The following is a 23,765-nucleotide window of genomic DNA, read 5'->3' as shown; positions in this document are numbered from 1 at the left end:
CTCCACCATAAGAGAATTGGTCGAACACCTTTGGTAGCAAGGGTGTTCGGCCTTTTTCTGTTTTGGCGTGAAATCATCCGGCAGTTCGTCAAACATGAAGTAGACGGTTACATCTTTGCCGTCTATCTCAACGAATCGGACAAACTCATTGAGGATTTCCAAAGGCGTTGTGTCGTTAGCGAGATCATCAAGCCACAAAAGCACATCGCCAACCGATGGTTCTAGCGCTTCCGATTGCTCGGCAACACGCAAGCGGGCTCCTAATTCCGCTCTCTGGCGCTTCAGCTCGGTTGTGCGCTCTCTGCCACCTGGCGGTGCTATGCCGTCTTCTATCGCTTGCCAGATGCGTTCAAATGCCGTATCTATACGCCGAATCTCTTTCTTTATGAAGTAGCTTTCGGGCTTTTCTTCGGTCACCCGCTCAGCTTCGTAGCCAGCAAGCGTCTTTGCAATTCGTTTTCTCACGTCTGTTTGCTTTACGGCTTCATAAGTCATATCGACCACTGCATCTTCTATCAAGTCTCGGCGAACCGTCCTGCGGCATTTTCGACACTTGTAATAGTGATAGGCAGAGCCATTCTTAGAGGTTCCGCTTGTTCCCGCCATTGGCATACCGCATCGAGCGCAATAGAGCTTTCCACTAAGCGGGAACTCTAATGCGCTATCAATCTTCCTTCGTGGGCGGTGACGGTCGCCAAGGATGCTGTTTATCATGTCCTGTTCTGCTTGTGACCATAGGGCGGGCATGCCGTCTTCTACCTCATGCCCTGCGTACTTGTAGACACCTGCGTTCTGCACGCGCTTTAGAAGCTTCGTGACGGTATCCTGATTGAACTTAGCGCCGCGCTTGCTGCGCTCACCGTCAACGGCGCGCACGATCTCTGCGACTGAGTTACCGCTAAACAAAAGATTCTTCATGCGCCTAAGCACTGCTGCTTCTCGTTCGTTGATGGCGTAGCGTCCTTCTACGATATCCCATCCATAGAGAGTGCGACCATTAGCCATGCACCGTTCGGCGTTCTTCTGGATTCCGTCTCTAATACGCTCACTGTCTATTGCGCTTTCCCATTCTGCGAGAACTTCGAGCATTCCAAGCTGAAGAACTCCGCTCGAACCGCTCGCTATCTCTTCGCCCGCATAAAGTATTTCTACACCGGCCTTGCGCAACATGATTCGCGCCAATGCCATTTCATCGCGGTTGCGCATTATGCGAGTTACCTTGTAAATCACCACAAAATCAAATAGACCAAGCTTCGCATCGCTCATCATCCGTTGGAACTCTGCTCGATCTACGTTGCGCCCTGTCTGCGCATAGTCGCAGTATTCGCGCACGACCTGCAAGCCTTCACGCTCGCAGTATTCGCGCGAGTTCTCAACTTGTATCTCAATGCTTTCTGAGCGTTGGTTGTGCGAGCTGAACCGCGCGTATATGGCAGCTCGGTTCTTCACCATGCTAAAATCACCCCTTAGAGCGAGTGCGCTATTGCGCTTCGTTCTTTGCACTTGCCCTGCGCGCCGACCGCCAAGAAGCCGCGCAGGGTTTTCTATTTCCTTCCCTTTGACCCAAAGGCAAGCAAAGCGCCCAATATCGCAATTGGAACGCCGACAATTGCAGCGCCTAAAACAGCAATTACAAGCCCAACTAATGCGCAAGCGGAGCCGATTAACACCAGCGCTTTATTCGTATTCCGATGATCTGGCATGGCATGATTGCTTGTTGTTTGATTGCTCAGACTGTCTTTCTCATGCTCTGTTTGCTGCTGGTTTTCGTTCGCTAACGGTGCGTTGTTTGCATTGCCAGCATCAGCCAATGAAGCGGCATAGCCGCTGCAAACGATGCTTCTAAACTCTTCGTCGCCATACTCGAAATAGGAATCGCCGAACTCATCCTTTACGCGCTTCGGGCGGCGGCGCGGCTCACCAAAAAGAAAATCATCGAGAATCGAATTGAAGCAATGCGCTGTTGCTCTTACGTCGTTCAACGCGTCATGCGCTCCGAAGTCATGATATCCGTAGAAAGCCGCGCAATCTTCCAACTTGCACCATGACCATTCATCATGCGCGCCGTCCCATGACCCGTGTATCTTCGCAAACTCCTTCATCACATCAAACGTCTGACGATCTGGTATGTCCAAGCCTGAAGCTCGAAGAAAACCTAGGTCGAAATCGGCATTGTATGCGACGTATAGCTTGGCGCTCTTGAAAATCGGTTCAATTTCCGAACGCCTTTCTATAATCGTCTGCTTGTCCTTCACCATAGACGGAGATATTCCGTTTATGCTTTCTGCTTTAGGCCACTTTTTGCGCTCTGATGGCTTCAATAGGTCGCAAAACAGAACGTCACCGTCAAGATTCATGACAGCAAGGGACAGTATTTCATCGCGACGAGAACCGCCGATGTTCAAGCCGGTTGTCTCGGTATCAAAAACGATTACCTTCTTTGGGTCAATCGCTTGTAACCTCTCTTTTCTAGTCATTTCCGCCACCAATCTTTAGCGTATCCGTCAAGCCAAGGATGAAGTCAGCAGAGCAATTCAGGGTTTCGACAATTAGCCTTACTTCTTCGCCGTTGGGCGCGCGCTTCCCGCTTTCCCATCTAGAAATCGTCTGCTTATGAACGCCGACCTCTTCTGCGAGCTGATCTTGGTTGAAGCCATTAGCCTTGCGTGCGATGGCAATTCGAGCGCCAATGAGCTTTTTTGTTTCGGTGCTATCCATAGCAACCCCTATCAAACGTAACCGTCTCGGCTAATTGTATACAAATTATTGTTGACACGCTAGACCATACGGCTTACTCTTTTGCTTGCCCCGAAATAAGCCGTATGGTTTATTTCATCTCTCTTTCGGATGATTGGAGGTGAACAATGAGCGAGAACTATAAGGCAGCGCGCGAGCGGAAAGGTCTTACGGCTCAGAAGGCCGCGACCCTTCTTGGCGTTTCTATCACGACGCTTAGCAATTGGGAGACGGGCAAGACTTCGCCGACAGCGCCCATGCTCATAGAGCTTTGCAAGCTCTATGAGTGTACCGCCGATGAGCTTTTGGGCATCGTCGCTCTTTCGAGCAACTAAAGCGGAGGTTTCGAAACGTGAAAACCGATAAGAAAACCGTTGGTTTTGGAGGTGGTATTACGAATGCCCAAACCGTGCGGCCTAAGCGCTGCGCAGCGCCAGTGGTGCAGATGCGCCGTTGCGAAAACGCGCGAATGGCTGCGAAGAAAGATGCCCGCCCGAAGCGGCAACTTCGAACGGGCGCGTCAAATTGCAGGCCGCAATTGACAGAAGACAGTATAGCGCGCATGCCGCGCTGGAAGCGCTGGGGGTTGTATGCGCTCGCGGCTCTCACCATGTCGGGAATCATCCCGGCGCTTGCATGCAACGCGCTTCTCTGGCTATGCGAAAGCGTGGGCTGGTGGCTTCTCATCCCGCTTTACGTCGTGGTTGGGCGCGTCTTGTGGCGCGTGATCTGGTCATGAGGGCATACGTCTATCGCGACGAATGCGGCTTCTGGATGGCTCACATCGAGGAAACGAATTACACGCCGGAGAACAGCGGGGTTGTCGCGCTCTACAGGCGCGTATTTCTACCAGTTCCGCACTCGGCGACCAAGGAAGAAGCGGAAGCGGCCTTGCGCCGCGTCATGAGCCGCGAAGCGAGGTGCCCGCATGGACACCGATAACTACGCGCAACCGCTCGAAGCCGTCATGCGCGAAGAGCGCCAGCGCGTCTACTCGATGCCGCTAAAGGTCGCCGACAGGCGCTATCTGTTCAAGGAGTGGTGCGAGAAGAACCCGAAGGCGCTTCGCGAGATAGAGCTTACGGCGCTCGCAATCGACGCGCGCGGGCTTCGCGTCTCCACTAAGTACCTCATCGAGAAGCAGCGTTACGAGGGCACCGTGAAGCTCGTTGGAGTGCCCTTCGTGGACGATCAGGGCAACGAACACACCTACGGAATCAACAACAGCGACAGCTCTTTGCTCGCGCGATGGCTGCTAGAGCGGCATCCGGAAATGCGCATCGAGCTTAGAACGTCCATGTTCGACAAGGAGAAGAAAGATGAAGCGTAAGGAAATCACGGGCACCATCGCCAAGGTCGGCGCAGCGACGTTCGCGCTGAACGGGAGCATGACGCTTCTTAACCAGAAGACCGGCGAAGCGCTCGATATCGACATGCCCTCAACGCTCGCGATCATTCGCGGCACCCTCGCATGGGTTGACACCCTGCTTGAAGAGGACGCAAAGCCTGAGCCTAGCGCCGTTAAGCACATGCAAAAGCTGCTCACCTACGTTGGCAGCTCGATTGCCTACGACATTTCAAGCGATGAAGAGGAATAGCGCACAGGAAACCTTGCCGCTCGACTTCGGAGAACCGCCCATGCCAGACCCGGAATCATGCGGCTTCGACGCGAAGCGATGGCGCGGCAAGACGTGCTGCCTGTTCCGAGGTCACGAGGTTTGGACGAACTGCCGCGAAGTCGGGCACTGCGTATGGGACGGATGGCACCAGCAGGGCGCGCCAGACGCGATGTGCGGCGAGGAAGACGGTTAGGAGGTGACTACATGCCTACACGGGAGGAAACGACCGCTGCACAAGAGCCTATGGCCTTCTTCTCGCACGATTCCAACGCATCGCAAGATGTGAAGTGCCAACGGCTCATTCATCGCCGGGGCTATGACGGCTACGGGCGCTGGTGGCGGCTCTGCGAATATCTGGCGGCTACCAAGGGGCACCGTATCGCTTTCGAGACGGAGGAAGACGCGCTTATTCTCGCGGGCGTTCTGGGCTTCGGACAGTCTGGCGCGTTCGATGAGTACATGGCGATTGAAGATTGCAAATCCTTTGTCGAAGAGCTGTTGGATATAGGGCTGCTCGAACGCGATCCTGACGGCTTCTTGACGAACTTTCGGATGCTCAAAAACGCGCTCTATTTCGGTCGCCAACGCGCAAACGGTCGCAAGGGCGGAAGACCGCGCAAGAACCCAAAGAACAACGATTCAGCAGGTCAGGAGGTGTAAAGACATGACTTGCAAACCCAATGCAAAACCGCTGGTTTTAGGTTGGCTAAACCCACTCGCAAATGTTCGCCTAACCATAAAACAAAACAATACAAAACAAGACAAGGTGGGTTTTGGTTCCTTGAACCAAAACCAAAACCCACCGTACTTGCTTGTTAGTCAACTCTACAAGCAAGGTTTCTTCTCTTGCTTCTTCTCTTTGCGGTCTTGTTTTGTGCGGCTCATTCGAGCGCCAGAAAAACGACTTTCCACAGGTTTTCAACAGAGTTTTCAACAATGGCACGAAATGGGGGTGACGGCATGATTGCGCCAACGACACGAGACGGCGCGCGCGAGCTGTTCGCAAGCAAGCTTTCCTATGAGCAGATCACGACGAACGACATTCGAGCGCTCGAAGGATTCCTTGCAATCGAGTATGCGCAGCATGAGCGCAACGGCGAGCACATGGAAATGCACCCGTGCTATCGCAAGAAGTACCAGCCGCAAATCAACCTTGCCGATGGCGGTAGAGGAATCAGAAGCGCGTTTCTGAGAGTTAGCGGCTTCTATTTCTCAGGCCGTGAGGCTATCTCGTTCAACGAAGACGGATTCATAGGCATTGCGGGCTGGGCTGATGACACGAACGTTAAGCCATTTCTCAGAGCGTTTCACAAGTGGGTTTGCGAGTGGATGATTGGAGTTACCTACCGATGATTGAGACGAAGCACGCGAAGAGCCTTGGCGAGCTTTCGCGCGGTGATGCCGTCGAGCATCCCGACCATTACGCGGGAGACGGCCAGATTGAGTGCATGGACGCTATGCGCTCGATGATGAGCGGCGACCAGTACGCCTTGCCCGCCCAATCGGCCTACTGGTGGGGCTGCGCATTCAAATACCTTTGGCGCTGGCGGCGCAAGAACGGCGTTCAGGACTTGCAGAAGTGCAAGCAGTGCATCGACTACCTGATTTCCGAGACGGAAGGCAAGAAGTGAAGCGCTACCAGATCGTACTTTGCGCCATTGCCACCGCCGCGACCGTAGCCGCGTTCTGGTGCGTCTGTTACTGGGCTTATCAAGCGCTTTTGGCAATCGCGCTGTTCCTAGTGTTTCTCGCGCTTATAGCGCTCACGTTTTAGGAGGTTTCACATGCTGAAAGAAGATAGAGAGATCGAGCAGGGCGCTTTCGGGTGCGCCGCAATCGTCCTTTTTGCCGTTCTGGCGCTCGTTGTGAGCATCGCGGTTGGCGTGTTCTTCGGCGCTGGTTTCGGGCTTATCGCCTTTGCCGTGTTCGTCGTGTTCGCGCTCACCTGCGTTATGCGCGCGTTCATGAAGGTTGGCAAGTAGCATGGGCGGCAAGTACGAGGTTCGCGGCGCGATGAGCGGACTTTGCCCGTTCTGGGACGGTCAATTTACCAACTCGCTTGCTCATGCCCTGCTGCTGCTCATCCGATTTTCTCTGAAGTACCGAATCGTTGAGTTCAACATCAGGAAAGAGCCGTTGGATTGCGCGGACTGCCACGACGATAACTGCCCTTCGCGGATTCGTGAAAACTGCGAGTGGTCATGATGGGCGTTAAGGTCAAGCGCGGTGCAGATGGCGTTTTCGAGTGCCGGTTGTACCTTGGTCGCAGCATCGACGGCAAGGCGATTCGCCCTTACAAGCGGTTTCCGAATGCGGCAACCGAAGAGGAAGCGCAAGCCCTCGCTGAGACGTGGGCGGCTTACGTGACGGCTGACGGAACGGTTAGAAGCGCCCGCTTGACCGATTTGCTCGAAGACTACGTGCAACTGCGCGAGCGCAACGGCGCAAGCCCGAACAGCATTAAGAGCTATCGGCTGTTCTGCCGCTACGTCGCACGTTACCTGAAGACCGCAAACGCACGCGATCTTGGCGTTATGGACTTCAACCGATTTGAGCAACGCTTGCTCATGGCAAAGGACGAAGGAGGGCAAGGGCTTTGTCGCAATAGCGTTATCAACGTCCACAACTTCTTGCGCGGCGCTTATAACCACTTCGTAGACGCTGGCATTTGCGACGCTAACCCGCTGGTGTACGTCGCCAAACCATCGCCGGAACGACACGAAGCTTCGGCGCTCACCGAATGGGACTTCGAGGGCTTCAACGAGAAGCTAGAGGGCGCGCTTAGCAAGGAGATCAAGACGAAGGCCGATTACCGCGCCGCCGTCTACGCCTTCGCTTCGTGGCTGTCGCTCGTTACCGGCATGCGCGTTGGCGAGGTCTGCGCGGTGCAGCGCATCGACGTTAAGCGAGCCCTGTCTTACGTCCACGTCGGCGGCAACGTCATTGAGGGCAAGGGCAAGAAGCCTTATCGCCGCAACGTCACCAAAGGCCGCAAGTGCCGCAACATCGCGCTTACGCAAGACGATATCGCGGTCATTGATGCCTTCACGAAGCTTCAGAGCGCCGTTCTGGGGCGTTTGGGCGCAGATTGCCCACTGGTGACGCTAGACGGCTCATATATGCGCCCAACGACGATTTCACGGGCTTTCAGCCGCATACGCGACGCATGCGGACTGCCGCGAGAGATCACGTTTCACAGCTTGCGTCACACGCACGCTTCGTGGCTTATCGCCAACGGCTGCGACCTGAAGACGCTATCGGAGCGCATGGGGCACGCGGACGAAGCAACGACGCTTCGAATCTACGGCCACCTGATGCCCGGACGAGACGCGGCGGCGGCTCAGCTCTTCAGTGAAGCGAAGCGCCGTGCGGCGGGTTAGGAGGTGTGCCAAAGGTGAACCAAAACGCCGTTTTCGGGCATCGCGGCGACCGAGGACGAAACGCGAGATAGACCGCCGCTTTCGGTTCGGGTTTAGACAGCCTGTGCCGGATAAGAAGTAATTATCAGGCAATCGTGAACGGAGGTGGACCGATGGAGCCTAGGCGGCCCGATCTGAGCAGGGACATGCAGGAAGCCATGAAGCGCACCGAAGCTGCGTTAAAGACGAAGTGGGAGCGCGAGAAGGTCGAATCAAGCACGGTGTATGAGATCAACATTCCCGAACAGTCGATAAAGGTATTCGGACGGGAGCATGCCGAACACGTTTTGAGAACGCTTAAAGGCTTGAAGGTTTCCGGCACCTACCGCATCACGAAGAAGTGAGGTGCGATGAAGACCATCGAGCTAAACGACGATGACTGGGCGCGGCTCAAACGCGATCTCATGACGCAGAGCGTTGACGAAGCGCTGAAGGGCTATACGCCGCCCGTCAAGCTGACGCATGGATACGAGTACATTACCTACGAGAAGGAAGGCTATGAAGATGATTCCGAATCTGACAACTGAGCAGCGCCGCGAATACCTCGAAAGGGCCAAGGCCGCACGCCAGCGCAGGGCTGCAATCTTGAAGGGTGTCGCCGATGGCTCTTACAGTGTCGTTGACGTGCTCAATATGGCGCTCGAAGACGAGACCGTTTCGCGGATGAAGGTTTTCACGCTTCTGAAGGCGGCACCTGAGTACGGGTTCGCCCGCACTCAGCAGACCATGAAGCGCCTGCACATCGCCGAATCTCGGCGCATCAAGGGGCTTGGAGCGAACCAGCGCGCCGCGCTTGTCGAACTGTTCGGAGGTGCGAAGTGAGCTTAAACAAGATCACGCTTTCGGGCAATCTCGGAGCAGATGCCGAGCTGCGCTATACGAAGGGCGGAAATCCCGTCGTTTCGTTCTCGCTCGCGGTAAACGAGCGCACGCCGAACGGAGACGGAACGTGGGGCGAATATACCAACTGGCCTGATTGCGTCATGTTCGGCAAGCGCGCCGAAGCGCTCGCGCCGTGGCTTCGCAAGGGCACGAAGATTTCGCTTCTCGGACGCATCCACACGCGCAGCTACCAGAAGGACGGCCAGAGCATCAAGCGCTGGGAGGTGCGCGTTGATGACGTGGAGCTGATGCAGTACAAGCGCGATGCTCAATCGCCAGCACCAGCGAACGCAGCCGCACCCGGTCTTGCGATGGCTACCGGCGACCCGTCGCCTGTTGCGCCAGTGCAACCGGCAGCGCCCGACCTTTACGACGATGACGTACCGTTTTAGGAGGAAGAAGGATGTTCGGAATCAAGAAGAAGGGCGCAGAGATCAAGCAGCCCGTTTATGTCGTGTTAGTGCCGGAGGTCGCGGCATACGCCAGCGCCGCTTCGTTCCCGGTCGATTCGGCGGGTAAGCTCGTTTTCCTAAACGACACGGTAGAGCATGAGGGCAGCGAATATCAGGTTGTCGCCATGAGCCACCGAAACAAGGTCGTTATCCGACCTGCCGGGCAAAACTACGGCGGCAAATGGGTTAAGGCCGGAAGCGTTCGCGTAACGCGTCATGTTCTGGGGGTGCGCTAATGATTGGCAGGAAGCTTCGCGCTAAGAAGGTCAATGAGGGAATCGAGATGCCGCGCTATGCGCATGAGGGCGATGCTGGGCTTGACCTTCGCATTACCGAGACTGTCACGCTCGAACCGATGCAGAAGTGCGTTGTCGGTTGCGGCCTTGCCGTCGAGATTCCGAGCGGATGCGTCGGGCTTGTGTTTCCGCGCAGCGGCCTTGCGTCAAAGCGTGGCATCACACTTTCGAACAGCGTTGGCGTTATCGACAGCGGCTATCGCGGCGAGGTGTGCGCGGCGCTCATCAATCAGAGTTATGAGACGGTGACGCTCGAAGCGGGAACGCGCGTCTGTCAGCTTGTCGTTATGCCTTACGTTCCGTGCGATCTCGTACCGGTCGATGAGCTGAGCGACACCGAGCGCGGAGCGGGCGGCTTCGGCAGCACGGGCGTTAAGTAGGTGGGCAACATTGAAAGCCAAGGAGTATTTCGAGGGAATCCGCGCCGAGGTGGTGAAGACTGACAAGGCGCGGGAAATGCTCGAACGCATGAAGGCACGCGAAGGAGCCAAGGCGCAGAGCTATCAGGCTGGCGGCGGGAGCGGAGACTTTAGCGACCCGATGGAATCCGTATCGCAGCGCATCGACTTTGAGAGCAAGCTTAGGCAGCGCATTGCCGATGCCGAGGAAGCACTAGACGAAGCGTGCGGAATTCTATACGGCGCGAACGGTCGCGGTGGTCTGGCGAAGCTGAAGGGTACGCACTACGCCGACGCAATATGCATGTACTACTGCCAAGCCGAGACATGGGGCGAGATAGCGGAAATCATGCAGTGTTCGCAGAAGTGGTGCCGCAAGCTCTGCGAAGTTGGTTTTGAGTTCATCGACCGCGTAGGATGGGCGCACATAAAGAGCGCCTGAAAAATGAGTGTTCCCTTCAGTTCCCTACTTATGCTAAAGTTCGGTATGGTGGATTAGGTAGTAAGGCCACGGGCAATTGCGCTCGTGGCCTTTTTGTTTGGAGCGTTGGCAGAGGGGCTTATTGCACACGGTTGCTAACCGTGCGGCGCGCCAGCGCCCGTAGGTTCGAATCCTACACGCTCCGCCACATCTCAGGGGGTGCGCCATGGCCAAGGACTTCTCGCGCGCCTTCTACTCGTCCGCCGACTGGGAACGCGCAAGAGACGCGGCGCTGACGCGTGACGCTCACCTATGCCAGCACTGCTTGCAGCAAGGAGAGATCACGCCCGCCGTCATGGTGCATCACATCATCGAGCTAACGCCAGCGAACATCAGCGACCCAAGCATTGCGACCGACCCGAGCAACCTAGTCAGTCTATGCGACCGATGCCATAAGAAGGTTCATGGATGGATAAGGCAAGGCGCGACAAGGAAGGGACTGGCCTTCGATAGCGACGGCAATTTGATAGCGCTTGGCGATTGATGCACAAACACGACACACGCAGGGTAAGCACAGGAACGCGGACTAGAAACCGCAGGTAAACCCGTCAGACAATCCCCCCGGTCTCGAAAAATCGAAAATGGCCGTGGGGACCAACGCCGGGAGGTAATTTCATGTGCGCGCCGGATTTTGAAAAGGGGGTGGTCTTGCGATGGCGGCAAAAGTGGTCAATACTTCGAAAGTTTCGCCAAGAGTTGCTGGAAATAGCCCGCCGAATCGGCCAGCTTCGAAGCAGAAGCGTGTAGATAGCGAGCTGAAGAAGCTGCGCGAGATCACCAAGGGCGCAATCCCTGACGAGAAGCGCAAAGCCGTCATGCCGCTGCTCGCAAATCTCGCGTTTCTGAAGGTCAAGCTTGACGATGCGCGCGCCGATCTGCTCTACGAGAATATCTTTACCGAGTACGACAACGGCGGCGGGCAAACCGGGCTGCGCGAGCACCCCGGATTCAGTGCTTACAACAAGCTGTTCACCACGTTCTCGCGCGGCGTGAAGCAGCTTACCGACATGATGCCGAACGGCACCGCCGCTGCCGACGCGCTCATTGAATTCATCAATGAAACGCGGTACTAGGGCGAAGTCTAAGGGCGGCTCGTGCGAGCGCGCGATACGCGAATACTTCGGCGGCATACTGAGCGGCGAAATCATAGCGTGCGAGAAGATGAAGCAGGTTGCCGCCCACGTCCTGCGCGACATGGACAACACCGACCCGCTCTATCCGTACCACTACCGCGAAGAGTTCGCGCAGAAGCACGTTCGGTTCATCGAAAGCTTCTGCCGCCTACCGTCCGGGCGCTTGGGGCACGATTTCAAGCTAGAGCTTTTCCAACGCGCCATTCTGTCGGTTGTCTTCGGCTTCGTTGACGCAGAAGGCGTGCGGCAGTACCGCGAAGTGCTCTGGATTATGGGGCGCAAGAACGGCAAGACGGCGCTTGCGTCTGCGATAGAGCTTGACTTGCTCGTTAACGACGATGAGGGCGCGCCGGAGGTATACAACGTCGCCACCGCCCACGATCAGGCGGCAAAGGGATTCAACAACGCGTGGCGCATGGTGCAGACCAGCCCCGCGCTCGCAAAACACATCCGCAAGCGCGTTGCAGACCTTTACTGCGATCTGAACATGGGCACCATCAAGGCACTGAGCGCCAACACGAACCACCTAGACGGTCTGGACATTTCCGGCGCTATCGTTGACGAGCTGGCAGCGATGAAGAACCGCGATTTGTACGACCTGACGATGCAGGGAACATCTGCGCGCCGCCAACCGCTCGTGTTGGAGATCACGACTAACGGTTTCGTGCGAAACAGCATCTTCGATGCCCAATACGAGTACGCGACCAAATGGCTTGACGGTAAGGCGACCGGCGAGAAGGCAGAGCGCTTCATCGCGTTCGTATTCGAGCTGGACGAACGCGAGGAATGGGAAGACGAAGCCGCTTGGGTCAAGGCGAATCCCGGTCTTGGAACCATCAAATCGCTTTCGGCGCTTCGCCAGAACGTTTCGAAAGCGAAGGACGATGCGACATACCTTCCCACGCTGCTTGTTAAAGACTTCAACCTCATTGAAAACCAGTCTCAGGCTTGGTTGACGTGGGCTGAGATACACAACGAAGCGATGTTCGACCCCGGCGACGGGACGTTTACGTATGCCGTTCTCGGAGTTGACGCGGCGGACACGACCGACCTTACCGCAGCGTGCCTTCTGATGCAGCGACCGAACGACCCGAACATCTACGCGCTTCATATGGCGTGGATTCCGCTTCGCGCTTTGGAGCAAGCGGAGCGCGAGGGGCGGCGCGGAGGGCGCGACGGCGTGCCTTACGACGCGTGGATTGCGCGCGGGCTTATGCGAACGTGCGAAACGCCCATCATGGACAAGCGCGACGTTCTAGATTGGGTGGCCGAGGTTCAGGACAAGTACGGAATCTATGCCGTCGCGTGCGGCTATGACCCGTGGCACATGCGCGACGTTCCGACCGTCGAAGCATACGAAGACTATTTCGGCGCGGACAACCTGCAAAAGGTCATTCAGGGCGCGCAAACGCTGTCTATGCCGATGAAGGAGCTTCGAGCGCTCTACAAGGAAGGGCGCATCGTGGACAACGGCAACCCGATTGCCGAATGGTGCCGCTCAAACGTTGCCATTCGAACTGATGTTAACGGAAACATTCAGCCGGACAAGAAGAACCAAGACCCGCGCAACCGCATAGACGCGTGGGCGGCTGAGTGCGACGCGTTCATTGCGATGAAGAACATTGCGGACGATTACCGCGCGATGATAGGAGGTTAGAGTTGAGCAGATCACAACCGTTCGTGCGCTCGCTCTTCGATGCGGTGTTCCACCGTCCGCAGATGCAAGCCGTAAACGGTTACTTCAGCACGTTCACGGCCTATGCGCCGAGCTTTACGACATGGCAGGGCGGGCTTTACGAAGCGGAGCTTACGCGCAGCATCATCGAGAGCGGCGCAGACCACGCAAGCAAGCTGAAGCCGGAGGTTTCCGGCTCCGCTCAGCCGATAGCAGCCCGAGCGCTCGCGCATCAGCCTAACCCGTGGATGACAACCCCTCAGTTCATCAAGCGCGTTTGGACGATGCTTCAGGTGAACGACACGGCGCTCATCGTTCCCATGCTGTCAGACGATGGCTCTACCATCACCGGGTATTACCCGATACTTCCGGGGCAATGCACCGCCTATGACGTTGACGGCGCGCTATGGCTCATGCTCACGTTCCCAACTGGCGATGAAACGCTTGTTGAGTGGTCGCGCGTTGGCGTTATGACGCGGCACCAGTACCGCAGCGATCTTTTCGGCGATGGGACGAATGTACTTCAGCCGACGCTAGAGCTTATGCACGCTCAGAACGAAGCTGAGCAAGCGGCTATCAAGCAAGGCGCAGCGATTCGTTTTATCGGCAAGCTCAGCCAGAACCGAAACGAGGAAGACAGAGACAAGGCGCGCAAGGAGTTCAATGCTCAGCTCTCTGCTGACAATGCAGGCGGCATCGCTGTTTACGACAAGATTTTTTCCGACGTTGAGCAGGTAACGCCGCAGAGCTACACGGTCGATGCAGAGCAGATGGAGCGGATAGAGAAAAGCGCTTATAGATTCTTCGGCTCTAACGAAGACATAGTGATGAACAAGGCAGACGAAGATACCTTCAACAGCTTCTATGAAGGAAGAATCGAGCCGTTCGCCGTTCAGCTGGGCTTCGTGGTCACGTCCATGACGTACACGGCAAACGAGATTGCGCACGGGAATTCGGTCATGTTCAGCGCGAACCGCCTAGAGTTCGCCAGCAACACGACGAAGCTTAACGTCGCCGTCGCGCTCTTCGACCGTGGCATCTGGTGCGGCAATCAGGTTGCTGACGTGTTCCAATCCGCTCACTACGACGGCGGAGAGCGCCACGTCATACGCGGCGAGTACATCGACCTTGCGCTCATCAGCGAGCACACGGCGGAACAGGCCGCGCAGGCGGCGCAGACGAACGCGAACATAGCCGCAATCGACGTGAGCAGTGGCTACGGAGATACAAAGGAGGTAGACGATGCCAGCGAAACCAAGTGAGCGGCAGTACAGAAACCTGTCCGTTCCGCTCAGCGTGAGAACAATTGACGGCGGGGCAAAGAAGAGATTCGACACGGATTACTACGTAGAGGGGTACGCAACCACATTCAACGATCCCTACGTGCTCTATGAGGACTTTAACGGCACTAAGTACACCGAGATTATCAGCCCCGACGCTCTGCGCGAAGCCGACATGTCAGACGTGATTATGCAGTTTGACCATGCGGGGAAGGTTCTCGCGCGCATGAGCAACGGAACACTCATCGTGGAGCCTGACGAACACGGGCTTTTCATCGCCGCCGACCTTTCGAGAAGTCAGGCGGCGCGCGATGCCTACGAAGAGATACAGGCAGAGCTTGTCACCTGCATGTCATGGGCTTTCACGGTAGCCGCAGACGAGTACGACCGCGAGACGCACACAACGACCATTACGAGGGTCAAGAAGGTTTACGACGTTTCAGCCGTTAGCCTTCCCGCTGACCCGAACACCGAGATATCAGCAAGAAACCTGCTCAACGGAGCGATTGAGCAGTCGCGCAAGGAGCTTGCGCGCCGTAAGTACGCGCTGGCAAAAGCCCGCGCAACGCTGGCAATCGCCAATAGCAGAAAGGTTTAGAAAATGGGAGACGAGAACAAGACCACGCAGGAGCTTGTGGACGAGCTGAAGGCGCTTGTCGAGAAGTACGACGCGCCCGCAGAGGACGGCACCGCGCAGGAGCCTACCGAGCAGGACGCAGAGCGCATGAGCCAGCTTACCGCCGAGATCGAGAAGCGCAACGCAGCCGCCGAGAAGAACCGCGAGACGCGCGCCGCCGCCGTCGCAGCCGCCCGCTCCGCCATTGCGAGCGGTGCCGCACGGCAGGTCGATGCCGTGCCGCTGGGAAGCTCCGCGACCGCGCGTGGAAGCGTCGCCGACGTGCGCGACGTTACCGACTACCGCGCCGCCGAGACGCGCGGCTTCCTGAAGCGCCTTGCGTCTCAGATGGGCGTTCGCCTGACCGAGGGCAACGATCTTACGGATGCCGAGCGCTCCGCGCTCGCGCATCTTGAGCAGCGGACCGCCTACACCGTCACCACGGCGAACACCGACGAGGTAGTGCCCGTCGAGCTGAAGAACGAGATCATCGCCCTTATCGACAACAGCACCGCCATTTTCAGCGACGTAACCCGCGACACGATGCGCAACCAGTACGAGCTTATCCGTCATAAGAGCATCACCAAGGGCGATGCTGCGAAGACCAGTGAGGGCGTAGCGCCCACCGACGAGGAGCAGAACACCTTCGACCGCATCACCCTCACGGGCGACGAGATCAAGAAGCGCGTCACGCTGTCCCGAAAGATGATGATTCAGAGCATCGACAGCTTCCGCAACTACATCACACGCGAGGTCAGCGCCCGTTGCGGCGTTGCCGCAAACGGAGTCGTTCTCGCGCGACTCGTTGACAGCTCGCTTGGCATGGCTACCGGAAACAAGATTAACTGCGCGACCGCTGGCACGCTCGCAAAGGCAGACTTCCTGAAGTCTTTCGGCCTTCTGAAGACCTTTGGCAACCCCACGCCCAAGGGCGCTCGCGTCTACGCCAACCAGCAGACCATCTGGAACCAGATTGCCGCCGTCGAGGACGCGAACAAGCGCGCCTACTTCGTCAACGAGAAGGACGAAGACCCGACCGTTGAGGGCCGAATCTTCGGAAGCATCGTCAAGCGCGAAGAGGGGCTGGCCGATGGCGTTATCATGATCGGTTACCCCGATCTGTTCCGCGGCAACCTGTTCGATGGCCCGACCGTCGAAGCCGTCAAGCTCACCGACGGCAGCTGGAACACGGCCATTGACGGTTACATGCTCTATGACGGCGGCCTTGCCGTCCCGGAGGGCTTCGTTCAGCTCACCATCGGCGTCAAGGCTTAGGAGGTCCCGCATGGCAGAGAAGCCGAAGCTGCTTGACGCGTGCCGCGAAGCGCTGAGGATTCCCGCCGACTGCACCGACTTTGACGCTGAGATCGAAGACCTCATCGAAGCCGCCCGCGCCGCGATGCGCGCGGGCGGCGTTGCCGCTGACGTAGCCGCCGACGATTCGAACGGTACGGTTCGGCTCGCAGTGAAGGTCTACTGCAAGGCGAACTTCGGCATGGACAACCCCGATGCCGACCGCCTTACTCAGAGCTTCGACGATCTGCTAACCATGATGCGCGGAAGCTCAGAGTTCGGGGGCGCGTCATGAGCATGTGGGCTGGCACGTGCCAGCTCATCGCAAAGATCGTCAAGAAGGACGAATACGGCGTGCAGAAGACGGAGGAAACCAAGCGCACAGTGTTCTGCAACGTCTTCTCAATGGGCGACGCGGCATACTACGCCGCCGCTGCCGCTGGCATACATCCTGAAGCCGTGTTGCAGATTCGCAAGAGCGCATACAACGGCGAGCGGCTAGTCGAGTTCGACGGCGCACGGCTCACGGTCGCGCGCATTGACAGGTCAAGCCCCGACTTCGTGCGCCTGACGCTCGCAGAGGTGGTGGGCGACCGTGGCTGACCAGAGCATAGAGCGATTCGTCAGAAGCTGCATGAAAGAGTGCGTGGACGATAACGTTTCCGCGCTCGCGGAGAACGCGGGCGAAGCCGGGAAGCGCGCAGTTAAGCTACTGAAGCAGAGAAGCAAGGTTCGAACCGGCGCTTACAAGAAGGGCTGGAAGGCAGACGTTAAGACCGACGAGACGGGCACCGAATGCACGGTGCACAACCGCGTTTACCAGCTCACGCATCTTCTGGAAAACGGACATGCCATAAAGAACCAAACCGGAAAGTATTACGGCAACGTTCCCGGTGACGGCGTTATCGCCGAAGTGGCAGACCAAGTGGCGCGCGAGTTCGCGGATATGGGAGGCGACGGGCGATGATCGAGCTAAAGGAGCTTTGCGCCGTGCTCGATTCTCTGGGTATCCCATGGGCGAACCAGAAGTTCGCTGACGGAGAGGAACCGGCACCGCCGTTCGTGTGTCTTGTCGCCGGATACAACGAAGCGGCATACGCGGACAACAACCCCTACCTGTCGTGGATGCCTTACGATATCGCGCTCTACACACGACACAGAGACTACGCGACCGAGAAGCGCATACGCGATGCGCTCGAAGCCGCCGAGTGCCCTTATACGCTGGGCATCACCGAGATTGATTCAGAAGAGCTTACCGAAGCGGCGTTCACCGTGAACGTCGCCGAGAGTTAGGAGACATCAAATGGCACGAAACGGATTCTTCGGCGTGAAGAACTCGCATTTCGCGATCTGCACGGACGAAGACGCGCTTACCTACGAAGACCCCGTGCACGTAGCTGGAACCGTGGCTATCAGCATGGAGCCGTCCGTTGAGACGGCAACGAGCTACGCGGACAACGAACCGTGGCTTGACAAGCAGCAGGACAACGGCGGAAGCGGAACCATGAGCTTCTACGACACCGAGGGAACGGTAGAGCTTCGCCAGCTCATCGCAGATCTCGTGGGCTACGAGATTGCTCAGGACGGGCGAACCATCCTGAGCGCAGACCGCACGCCTAAGAAGTTCGCCTTCATGTGCGAGCAGCCGGGGCACGTCCTCGGTCGCCGCCGCTGTCTTCTCATGTGCCAGCTCTCGAAGCCGACGCAGGAGCTTAACACCATTCAGGACACGCCGGAGATTACGCAGCTCGATTACCCGTTCACATGGCGGCCAGTAACCATCCCGAGCACCGACATTCGCACGAGCGGATACGACAGCTTCACCGGCCTTGCCGATTACGCCACCTTCTTTGATGCGGTCGATATCGAGCTTGCGCACAAGACCGAGTAGACCGCATAGGAGGTAGCGAATGCTTATCAAGGTTGGCGAAAAGAGCTACGAAGCGACATTCAACGCATTCACACCGATTGCCTATTCTCGATGCTTCAATGAGGTTGTCGATGGAGGAAGGAAGCGACCGAAGGACATTGCGGACGCGGTCTCTAAGATTGCCGGTTCTCTCATGACTAGCGACGTGCCCGCTATTGTCCCGATGTTAGAAATCTTCTACGCGTGCATCAAGACGGCAAACCCTAAGTTCGATACCGGATTCGATGAGTGGGTTTCTTCCTTCCCATCGGACGCGTACAACTTGGAGCGCAAGGACGGTTGGGCTTCCGACGTGATGCGAATTGTCGAGGACAACTTTTTTCCTTCGGCGAAAGAGAACGTGGAAGCCGCGACCGCCGAAGAGGAAAGCGCCGCCGCTGCCAAGTGAGCTTAGCGACGCGTGCGACGCGCGATACATCTACAACTGCCAGCAATGCGGGCTGACGCTCTCAGACCTTCACATGATGAGCTACCGGCAGGTGCAAGACCTTCTGGAACTCAACGCGTTCTACGCCGACGCAGCGGCGCACTACGACGAGGACGAGAAGGCGCGCAAGGCCGAAGCCGCGTTCTGGTCATGACATGAAGTGAGTTCTTGACGGCAGCGCACCCGCGAGGGCGGGCGCGCTGCTTCAAGCACTCATGGACCTTGACAACCGAAGAGGGGTGATTACGTGGCGGTCACTTACAAGGGGCTTGTTATCAAGTTCGGTGGCGATACTACCGAGCTGCAAAGCGCCCTGAAGAAGGTTCAGCAGGCATCGCGCGACACCCAAAGCGACTTGCGCGATATCAACAAGGCGTTGAAGTTCGACCCCGGCAACACCGAGCTGCTAGAGCAGAAGGTAAAGGCTCTCAACTCGGCATACGGCGAGACGGAGCAGAAGCTTGACGCTTACAAGCAAGCGCTCGCTCAGCTAGAGAGCAAGAAGCAGAGCGGCGCGCAGCTCACAGCTCAGGAAGAACGGCAGTACGACAGCCTGAAGCGCGCGATCATGCAGTGCGAGCGCCAGCTTGACAGCTACGGCACCGAGCTTGCGGAAACGGAGAGACAAGCCGAAGGCTCGAAGACGGCGCTTGGCAAGCTGGGCCAGACGATCGAGGACAACGCCGACAAGCTTTCAAGCGCAGGGTCTAAGATTTCGAGCGCTGGAACGGCGCTGTCTGGCGGAATCATCGGAGCGGCTGGCGCGCTTACCGGGCTAGCATCGAGCCAAGAGGAAGCCATTCAGCAGAGCGGACAGCTCGAAACAGCGTGGGTGAGCGCTGGCGGCACCGCCGAGCAGGCATCGTCTGCATACTCGATGTTCTACCGCATCATCGGCGAGAGCGACACCGCGACCGAAGCGGCGCAGAACCTCGCGCGACTTACGACGAACGAGCAGGAACTGTCGCAGTGGACGAACATCGCGGCGGGCGCATACGCGACGTTCGGCGACGCTCTGCCGCTTGAAAACCTAGCAGAAGCAGCTCAGGAAACCGCGCATACGGGAACCGTCACGGGCGGTCTTGCCGATGCGATCAACTGGTCAACCGCTTCAGCCGAGCAATGGAGCGCCGCTCTTTCCGGCCACTCTTCGGCTCAGGCCGCCTTCAATCAGGCCGTCGCAGATGGAGAGACGAAAGAAGACGCTTTCAACGCGGCCCTCGCCGCATGCGGAGACGAGCAAGAGCGCTCTCAGCTCATAACTGAGACTCTTACAGGACTGTATGGCGAAGCCGGGAAGCAGTACCAAGAGACGAACAAAGACCTCCTTGCATCCCGTGACGCTCAGAACGAGATGAACGCGGCCATGCAGGAACTCGGAGAAGCTGCGCTGCCTGTGCAGACCGCCGTCACCGAGATCGGCACGAGCCTGCTTAACACGCTTGCGCCCGCGCTCGAAACCGTCACAGGCTGGTACAAGAACCTGTCACCGGAGCAGCAGACGCTCGTTAACAACCTCGCTCTCGGCGCGGTCGCATTCGGCGGAGTGACAACCGCGATCGGTAAGACCATGGAAGCGGCAGAGGGCGTGGGTGGCGCATTCAAGACCGCAGGCGAGCTTTGGGGCGGAGCCAAGCAGGTCATGGGTGATACCGGATTCCTGACAACGATAAAGAACGGGTTCGGAACCATCGTCTCAAAGGGCGGAGAGCTTGGAGGAATGCTTACCGGCACTCTCTCTAGCGGGTGGACGAGCTTCACCGGGCTTATCGCCGCGCACCCCATCGCGCTTGGAGTCGCAGCCGTGGCAGCAGCCGTGGCAGGTCTCACATGGTTCTTCACGCAGACCGAGACTGGCAAACAGATGTGGTCCGACTTCACTTCGTTCATTCAGACGGCGTGGCAGGGCGTGTGCGACTTCTTCAGCGGTGCCGGAGATGCCTTCAGCTCCGCTTGGGAAACCGTGAAAGCTGGCGCGCAGGGTCTCGTTGACGATCTGGGGCAGAAATGGGAGAGCCTGAAGCAGGGCGCTTCTGACGCATGGGAGAACGTCAAGAGTACCGCAAGCCAGAAATTCGAGGAACTGAAGACGAACGCCGGGAATCTTGCCCAAAGCGCCCTCGATACGATTTCCGATAAATGGGAGTCGCTTAAAAGCAACACGTCTCAGACGTTCGATAACATTCAGAGCACGGTAAAAAGCGACATGGACACGGCCATGAAGGCCGGAAGCTCAGCGGCAGAAGCCCTGCAAGCTGCGATGTCCGGCGACTGGGACCGAGCGCGGAGCAAGACCGAAGAAGCCTATAGCGCGATCAGGGAGAGCATCGACAGCAAGCTGAACGCCGCCGAAGACGTTGCCGTGAGCATCGCAGACCGAATCGGAGAGAAACTGGGCTTCCCCGGTCTGTCTGACAAGGTGCGAAGCGTTTTCGACAGCGTCAGATCGTTCATGGAAAACCCGATCAAGAGCGCTTGGGACTACATCAGCGGCATCCCCGGAAAGATCGTTAGCGCCTTCGGCGGAATGCGAATCAGCATCCCGAAGCCAAAACTGCCGCACATCTCGGTCACGGGATGGACTGACATTCTGGGCATCGTGAAGATTCCTAACTTCGGCATCAGCTGGTATGCGCGCGGCGGCTACTTCGATGAGCCTTCAATCGTCGGCGTTGGCGAAGCGGGCGGAGAGTTCATCGCACCAGAGAAGCAGCTACAGGGCTTTATCGAAATGTCGGTGAACCGCGCCTTCTCGCGGTTCGACGCCACGCCGAGCCAGCCCGTTAACGTCGCCGTGACGGTGCACGCCACGGTCGCAGACGGCGTTGACGCATACGAGACGGGCCAGCAGATCGGCGCTGGTATCGCAAGCAAGTTGAAGCAAAGGGGGGTGCCAGTTGCAACTTAGACGTACTAGGAACCAGCACGACCGAATCATCTTCAACGGCACCGACCTATCGAAGCTGGTTTACTGCAAGGTGCGCCGCCCAATCATGGCGACCGTCAACGCGACGTTCGAGAGCGTGCCGGGGCGGCATGGCGAGGTCTTCAAGAGCGCCTATCGCGGAGGATACGACCTGCCCGTTGAGATTTGGCTTAGGACGGAGGACCGCCGCGAGGTCGCGGAGATGCGGCATAAGCTCGCGGCGGCTCTCTGGACGGACGAACCAGCGCCGCTCTACCTTCCCGATGACCCGACGCGCTATCTGCTCGCGATCGTGAGCGGCAGCACCGACCTTGACGAGATCACCGACGATTGCCCGACTACCACCGTGACTTTCCATGTCGGCGACCCTGACTTTTACGGCCAGAAGCGCCGCATGGAGGTTTCAGCCGGTAACGTCTACGTGAACGCGGGCGGCAACCGTCCGGCGCACCTGAAGGTGACGGCGAAGCCCGCCGCTGGAAGCACGTGGCGGATTACGAACGTCGATACCGGCGAGTTCGTGGCAATCAACACCGCGCTCACGTCTTCGAGCACCATTCGTCTTGACATGGAGACCGAGCACGCGACGGTGAACAACCAGACCGCGCCCGTCACCATTGATTCTGATTATTTCGAGATTCGCGATCGATGCCACCTGAGCATCACGAGCGGCACAGCTGTTTTTGAGTGGGTGGAACGATGGCTTTAATTAGACGTATCGGCTTCACGCGCTTCAGCCGCTGGGGTGACAATCTGGGACGGCTCACGGTGAGCGCCGCTACGCATACTGACGCACTGGACGGAACCGACGAGCTGCATATCACGTGCGCCGAAGACCTTGTGAAGGGCGACCGCATAGTATGGGTTGACCTTCAAGGCGTGTGTCATGAACACATTGTTGACACTATCGACCGAGCGCACGACGATAGCGGCGCACCAGACACGCAAGCCGTCTGCATCAACTCGATTAACGAGACGTGGGATGATTGGGTAGACGATAAACGGCCTTCTGGCAGCGTCGCGGTAGCCCTTACCTCGGTTCTCGCAGGCACGCGCTGGGCAGTCGGCGCATGCGATCAGGACGGCAGCGCTTCGCGCACCTTCTACCATGAGAGCGTGCGCGAAGCACTGGCAGGCATCATCGAGAGATGGGGCGGAGAGCTTGAAACTACTATCGTCCACGACGGCGCGGGCATCGTGAGCCGAAGCGTCGGCATTCGAGCGAAGCGCGGCAACCAGAACAGCGCAAAGCGGTTCACGTGGACTAAAGACCTTGTTTCCGTAACGCGATCTGTCGCGAGCGACAACCCGAAAACACGCGTCTATGGCTACGGCAAGGGCGTAGAGACGGAGAACGGCGGCTACGGTCGCCGTCTTACCTTCGGCGATATCAACAACGGCAAAGACTACGTGGAGGATGACGAAGCTACCGCCGTATGGGGGCACCCTGACGGCAAGGGCGGCGTTCTGCCAGCCGTCGCGGCCTACATCGATGAGCAGTGCGAGGACGCGGCGCAGCTCTTGCAGGAGACTAAAGATTATCTAGAGCAGGTCAAAGAGCCTAAGGTAACCTACACCGCTTCTGTTATCGACCTTTACGCCTTCGGCCGATCATGGGAAGGCGTGGGCGTGGGCGATGCCGTAGCGATCATCGACAAGGGCTTTTCTGAGAACGGCGTGCGCCTTCACGGGCGCGTGTCTCAGATAGAACGCGACCTGCTCACCGGCAACGCAACCGTCACGTTCGGGACGCTTGCTGACACGATGGCCGACATGTGGCAAAGCGTCAGTAACGCGCTTAAAAACAACAGCCAGCAAAACGCGCTCTACGACGCTGCGGCTGGCACGTCGGTATCGTGGCTGAAGCAGCTTCAAGCGGCGCTCAACGCTCAGTTCAACGCCGTTGGAACCTACCATATCGAGACGTTCGAGCTTGGCGAGATCTGGAGCAACGTTCCGCTGAACATCGAAACCGGTCTTCCGGTAAAAGCCACATCAAACATGTGGGCTATCAACATCAACGGTCACGGGCAGCGGTTGGCTGCTGGGCTTACATCTGATGGGCAATGGGACTGGCGAACTTTCCTGACGGGCGGCATGGTGACAGCCGATGTTATCAACTCAGGTACCATGCGAGCCGACCGCGTGCGCGCCGGTCTTCTGACCGACGAAACGGGCCGCAACTTCTGGGATTTGACGAGC

35 protein-coding genes and 1 tRNA gene are annotated in these 23,765 nt (G+C 57.7%); 33 read left to right on the top strand and 3 right to left on the bottom strand.

The genetic code is table 11. From position 1 onward, the window contains the following. The 3 genes from QVN30_RS11170 to QVN30_RS11160 form a co-directional block, all read right to left on the bottom strand. Positions 1–1,452, bottom strand: a 1,452-nt coding sequence (locus QVN30_RS11170) for a recombinase family protein (RefSeq protein ID WP_289836421.1), incomplete at its 3' end; no start/stop codon positions are given. 92 nt (positions 1,453–1,544) lie between these two features. Beyond that, a complete protein-coding gene (locus QVN30_RS11165; protein WP_289836420.1) occupies positions 1,545–2,477 on the bottom strand; it encodes an exonuclease domain-containing protein in 933 nt (310 codons plus the stop codon). Then, a complete protein-coding gene (locus QVN30_RS11160; RefSeq protein ID WP_289836419.1) occupies positions 2,470–2,718 on the bottom strand; it encodes a helix-turn-helix domain-containing protein in 249 nt (82 codons plus the stop codon). The genes QVN30_RS11165 and QVN30_RS11160 overlap by 8 nt, the downstream gene beginning before the upstream one ends. Positions 2,719–2,864: 146 nt before the next feature. Here QVN30_RS11160 and QVN30_RS11155 point away from each other — a divergent pair, with 146 nt between their 5' ends. From QVN30_RS11155 to QVN30_RS10995, 33 genes are all read left to right on the top strand, one after another. Continuing rightward, entirely contained in the window at positions 2,865–3,071 is a 207-nt protein-coding gene (locus QVN30_RS11155) for a helix-turn-helix domain-containing protein (protein ID WP_195535052.1), read from the top strand. Positions 3,072–3,088: 17 nt separating this feature from the next. Continuing rightward, a complete protein-coding gene (locus tag QVN30_RS11150; RefSeq protein ID WP_289836418.1) occupies positions 3,089–3,475 on the top strand; it encodes a hypothetical protein in 387 nt (128 codons plus the stop codon). 189 nt (positions 3,476–3,664) lie between these two features. Continuing rightward, the gene (locus QVN30_RS11145; RefSeq protein WP_289836416.1) at positions 3,665–4,066 is read left to right on the top strand and encodes a hypothetical protein; all 402 of its coding nucleotides are present in this window, start codon (positions 3,665–3,667) and stop codon (positions 4,064–4,066) included. After that, positions 4,056–4,334 carry a hypothetical protein gene (locus QVN30_RS11140; RefSeq protein WP_289836414.1) on the top strand — a complete coding sequence of 93 codons (279 nt, stop codon included), beginning with the start codon at positions 4,056–4,058 and terminating at the stop codon, positions 4,332–4,334. Before QVN30_RS11145 ends, QVN30_RS11140 begins: the two co-directional genes overlap by 11 nt. Before the next feature lie 225 nt (positions 4,335–4,559). Continuing rightward, positions 4,560–5,015, top strand: a complete 456-nt coding sequence (locus QVN30_RS11135) for a Lin1244/Lin1753 domain-containing protein (protein WP_289836413.1) — start codon at positions 4,560–4,562, stop codon at positions 5,013–5,015. Positions 5,016–5,201: 186 nt separating this feature from the next. Next, the gene (locus tag QVN30_RS11130; RefSeq protein WP_289836412.1) at positions 5,202–5,708 is read left to right on the top strand and encodes a hypothetical protein; all 507 of its coding nucleotides are present in this window, start codon (positions 5,202–5,204) and stop codon (positions 5,706–5,708) included. After that, positions 5,705–5,986, top strand: coding sequence for a DUF3310 domain-containing protein (locus QVN30_RS11125; RefSeq protein ID WP_087193611.1), 282 nt, complete (start codon positions 5,705–5,707; stop codon positions 5,984–5,986). Before QVN30_RS11130 ends, QVN30_RS11125 begins: the two co-directional genes overlap by 4 nt. Positions 5,987–6,139: 153 nt before the next feature. After that, a complete protein-coding gene (locus QVN30_RS11120; protein WP_289836411.1) occupies positions 6,140–6,337 on the top strand; it encodes a hypothetical protein in 198 nt (65 codons plus the stop codon). 1 nt (position 6,338) lies between these two features. After that, positions 6,339–6,560, top strand: coding sequence for a hypothetical protein (locus QVN30_RS11115; RefSeq protein WP_022386145.1), 222 nt, complete (start codon positions 6,339–6,341; stop codon positions 6,558–6,560). Beyond that, positions 6,557–7,735: a tyrosine-type recombinase/integrase gene (locus QVN30_RS11110; protein ID WP_289836410.1), complete on the top strand. Its 1,179-nt coding sequence runs from the start codon at positions 6,557–6,559 to the stop codon at positions 7,733–7,735. Before QVN30_RS11115 ends, QVN30_RS11110 begins: the two co-directional genes overlap by 4 nt. 185 nt (positions 7,736–7,920) lie before the next feature. Beyond that, complete coding sequence (locus QVN30_RS11105) at positions 7,921–8,118, top strand: hypothetical protein (protein WP_289836408.1); 198 nt, start codon at positions 7,921–7,923, stop codon at positions 8,116–8,118. Positions 8,119–8,124: 6 nt separating this feature from the next. Continuing rightward, positions 8,125–8,301, top strand: coding sequence for a hypothetical protein (locus QVN30_RS11100; protein WP_289836407.1), 177 nt, complete (start codon positions 8,125–8,127; stop codon positions 8,299–8,301). Beyond that, complete coding sequence (gene mihF, locus QVN30_RS11095; RefSeq protein WP_289836406.1) at positions 8,273–8,596, top strand: integration host factor, actinobacterial type; 324 nt, start codon at positions 8,273–8,275, stop codon at positions 8,594–8,596. Before QVN30_RS11100 ends, mihF begins: the two co-directional genes overlap by 29 nt. Continuing rightward, positions 8,593–9,048 (top strand): single-stranded DNA-binding protein, encoded by a 456-nt coding sequence (locus QVN30_RS11090; protein ID WP_289836404.1) that lies wholly within the window; start codon positions 8,593–8,595, stop codon positions 9,046–9,048. The genes mihF and QVN30_RS11090 overlap by 4 nt, the downstream gene beginning before the upstream one ends. A gap of 11 nt (positions 9,049–9,059) precedes the next feature. Then, the gene (locus QVN30_RS11085) at positions 9,060–9,344 is read left to right on the top strand and encodes a hypothetical protein (RefSeq protein ID WP_289836403.1); all 285 of its coding nucleotides are present in this window, start codon (positions 9,060–9,062) and stop codon (positions 9,342–9,344) included. Beyond that, positions 9,344–9,784: a dUTP diphosphatase gene (dut, locus tag QVN30_RS11080; protein WP_289836402.1), complete on the top strand. Its 441-nt coding sequence runs from the start codon at positions 9,344–9,346 to the stop codon at positions 9,782–9,784. Before QVN30_RS11085 ends, dut begins: the two co-directional genes overlap by 1 nt. Before the next feature lie 10 nt (positions 9,785–9,794). Next, positions 9,795–10,244, top strand: coding sequence for a hypothetical protein (locus QVN30_RS11075; RefSeq protein ID WP_289836401.1), 450 nt, complete (start codon positions 9,795–9,797; stop codon positions 10,242–10,244). 99 nt (positions 10,245–10,343) lie between these two features. After that, positions 10,344–10,431 (top strand) — tRNA-Ser (locus QVN30_RS11070). A gap of 18 nt (positions 10,432–10,449) precedes the next feature. Continuing rightward, positions 10,450–10,767, top strand: coding sequence for an HNH endonuclease (locus tag QVN30_RS11065; RefSeq protein WP_289836400.1), 318 nt, complete (start codon positions 10,450–10,452; stop codon positions 10,765–10,767). 169 nt (positions 10,768–10,936) lie between these two features. After that, positions 10,937–11,356: a hypothetical protein gene (locus QVN30_RS11060; protein WP_289836399.1), complete on the top strand. Its 420-nt coding sequence runs from the start codon at positions 10,937–10,939 to the stop codon at positions 11,354–11,356. Positions 11,357–11,444: 88 nt separating this feature from the next. Continuing rightward, a complete protein-coding gene (locus QVN30_RS11055) occupies positions 11,445–13,073 on the top strand; it encodes a terminase large subunit (protein ID WP_289836398.1) in 1,629 nt (542 codons plus the stop codon). A 2-nt stretch (positions 13,074–13,075) separates the two neighbouring features. Then, entirely contained in the window at positions 13,076–14,353 is a 1,278-nt protein-coding gene (locus QVN30_RS11050) for a phage portal protein (protein ID WP_289836397.1), read from the top strand. Next, entirely contained in the window at positions 14,334–14,969 is a 636-nt protein-coding gene (locus QVN30_RS11045; RefSeq protein WP_289836396.1) for an HK97 family phage prohead protease, read from the top strand. The genes QVN30_RS11050 and QVN30_RS11045 overlap by 20 nt, the downstream gene beginning before the upstream one ends. A gap of 3 nt (positions 14,970–14,972) precedes the next feature. Next, positions 14,973–16,262: a phage major capsid protein gene (locus tag QVN30_RS11040; protein WP_289836395.1), complete on the top strand. Its 1,290-nt coding sequence runs from the start codon at positions 14,973–14,975 to the stop codon at positions 16,260–16,262. Positions 16,263–16,272: 10 nt separating this feature from the next. Next, on the top strand, positions 16,273–16,575 hold the full coding sequence (locus QVN30_RS11035) for a head-tail connector protein (RefSeq protein WP_289836394.1): 303 nt from the start codon (positions 16,273–16,275) through the stop codon (positions 16,573–16,575). Further along, complete coding sequence (locus tag QVN30_RS11030) at positions 16,572–16,883, top strand: hypothetical protein (RefSeq protein ID WP_289836393.1); 312 nt, start codon at positions 16,572–16,574, stop codon at positions 16,881–16,883. The genes QVN30_RS11035 and QVN30_RS11030 overlap by 4 nt, the downstream gene beginning before the upstream one ends. Beyond that, the gene (locus QVN30_RS11025; protein ID WP_289836392.1) at positions 16,876–17,247 is read left to right on the top strand and encodes an HK97 gp10 family phage protein; all 372 of its coding nucleotides are present in this window, start codon (positions 16,876–16,878) and stop codon (positions 17,245–17,247) included. The genes QVN30_RS11030 and QVN30_RS11025 overlap by 8 nt, the downstream gene beginning before the upstream one ends. Further along, positions 17,244–17,573, top strand: a complete 330-nt coding sequence (locus tag QVN30_RS11020; RefSeq protein WP_289836391.1) for a hypothetical protein — start codon at positions 17,244–17,246, stop codon at positions 17,571–17,573. The genes QVN30_RS11025 and QVN30_RS11020 overlap by 4 nt, the downstream gene beginning before the upstream one ends. Before the next feature lie 10 nt (positions 17,574–17,583). Beyond that, positions 17,584–18,171: a major tail protein gene (locus QVN30_RS11015; protein ID WP_289836390.1), complete on the top strand. Its 588-nt coding sequence runs from the start codon at positions 17,584–17,586 to the stop codon at positions 18,169–18,171. A 19-nt stretch (positions 18,172–18,190) separates the two neighbouring features. Beyond that, positions 18,191–18,598: a hypothetical protein gene (locus QVN30_RS11010; protein ID WP_289836389.1), complete on the top strand. Its 408-nt coding sequence runs from the start codon at positions 18,191–18,193 to the stop codon at positions 18,596–18,598. Between the two features lie 286 nt (positions 18,599–18,884). After that, on the top strand, positions 18,885–21,545 hold the full coding sequence (locus tag QVN30_RS11005) for a hypothetical protein (protein ID WP_289836388.1): 2,661 nt from the start codon (positions 18,885–18,887) through the stop codon (positions 21,543–21,545). After that, the gene (locus tag QVN30_RS11000; protein ID WP_289836386.1) at positions 21,535–22,272 is read left to right on the top strand and encodes a distal tail protein Dit; all 738 of its coding nucleotides are present in this window, start codon (positions 21,535–21,537) and stop codon (positions 22,270–22,272) included. Before QVN30_RS11005 ends, QVN30_RS11000 begins: the two co-directional genes overlap by 11 nt. Beyond that, positions 22,263–23,765, top strand: a 1,503-nt coding sequence (locus QVN30_RS10995) for a phage tail spike protein (RefSeq protein ID WP_289836385.1), incomplete at its 3' end; no start/stop codon positions are given. The genes QVN30_RS11000 and QVN30_RS10995, both read left to right, overlap by 10 nt.

Source organism: Collinsella ihumii (genome assembly GCF_030385545.1).
Classification (GTDB): Bacteria; Actinomycetota; Coriobacteriia; order Coriobacteriales; family Coriobacteriaceae; genus Collinsella; species Collinsella ihumii.
The sequence above is the reverse complement of the archived record's forward strand: the minus strand, read 5'-3'. Positions and strand labels throughout refer to the sequence as shown.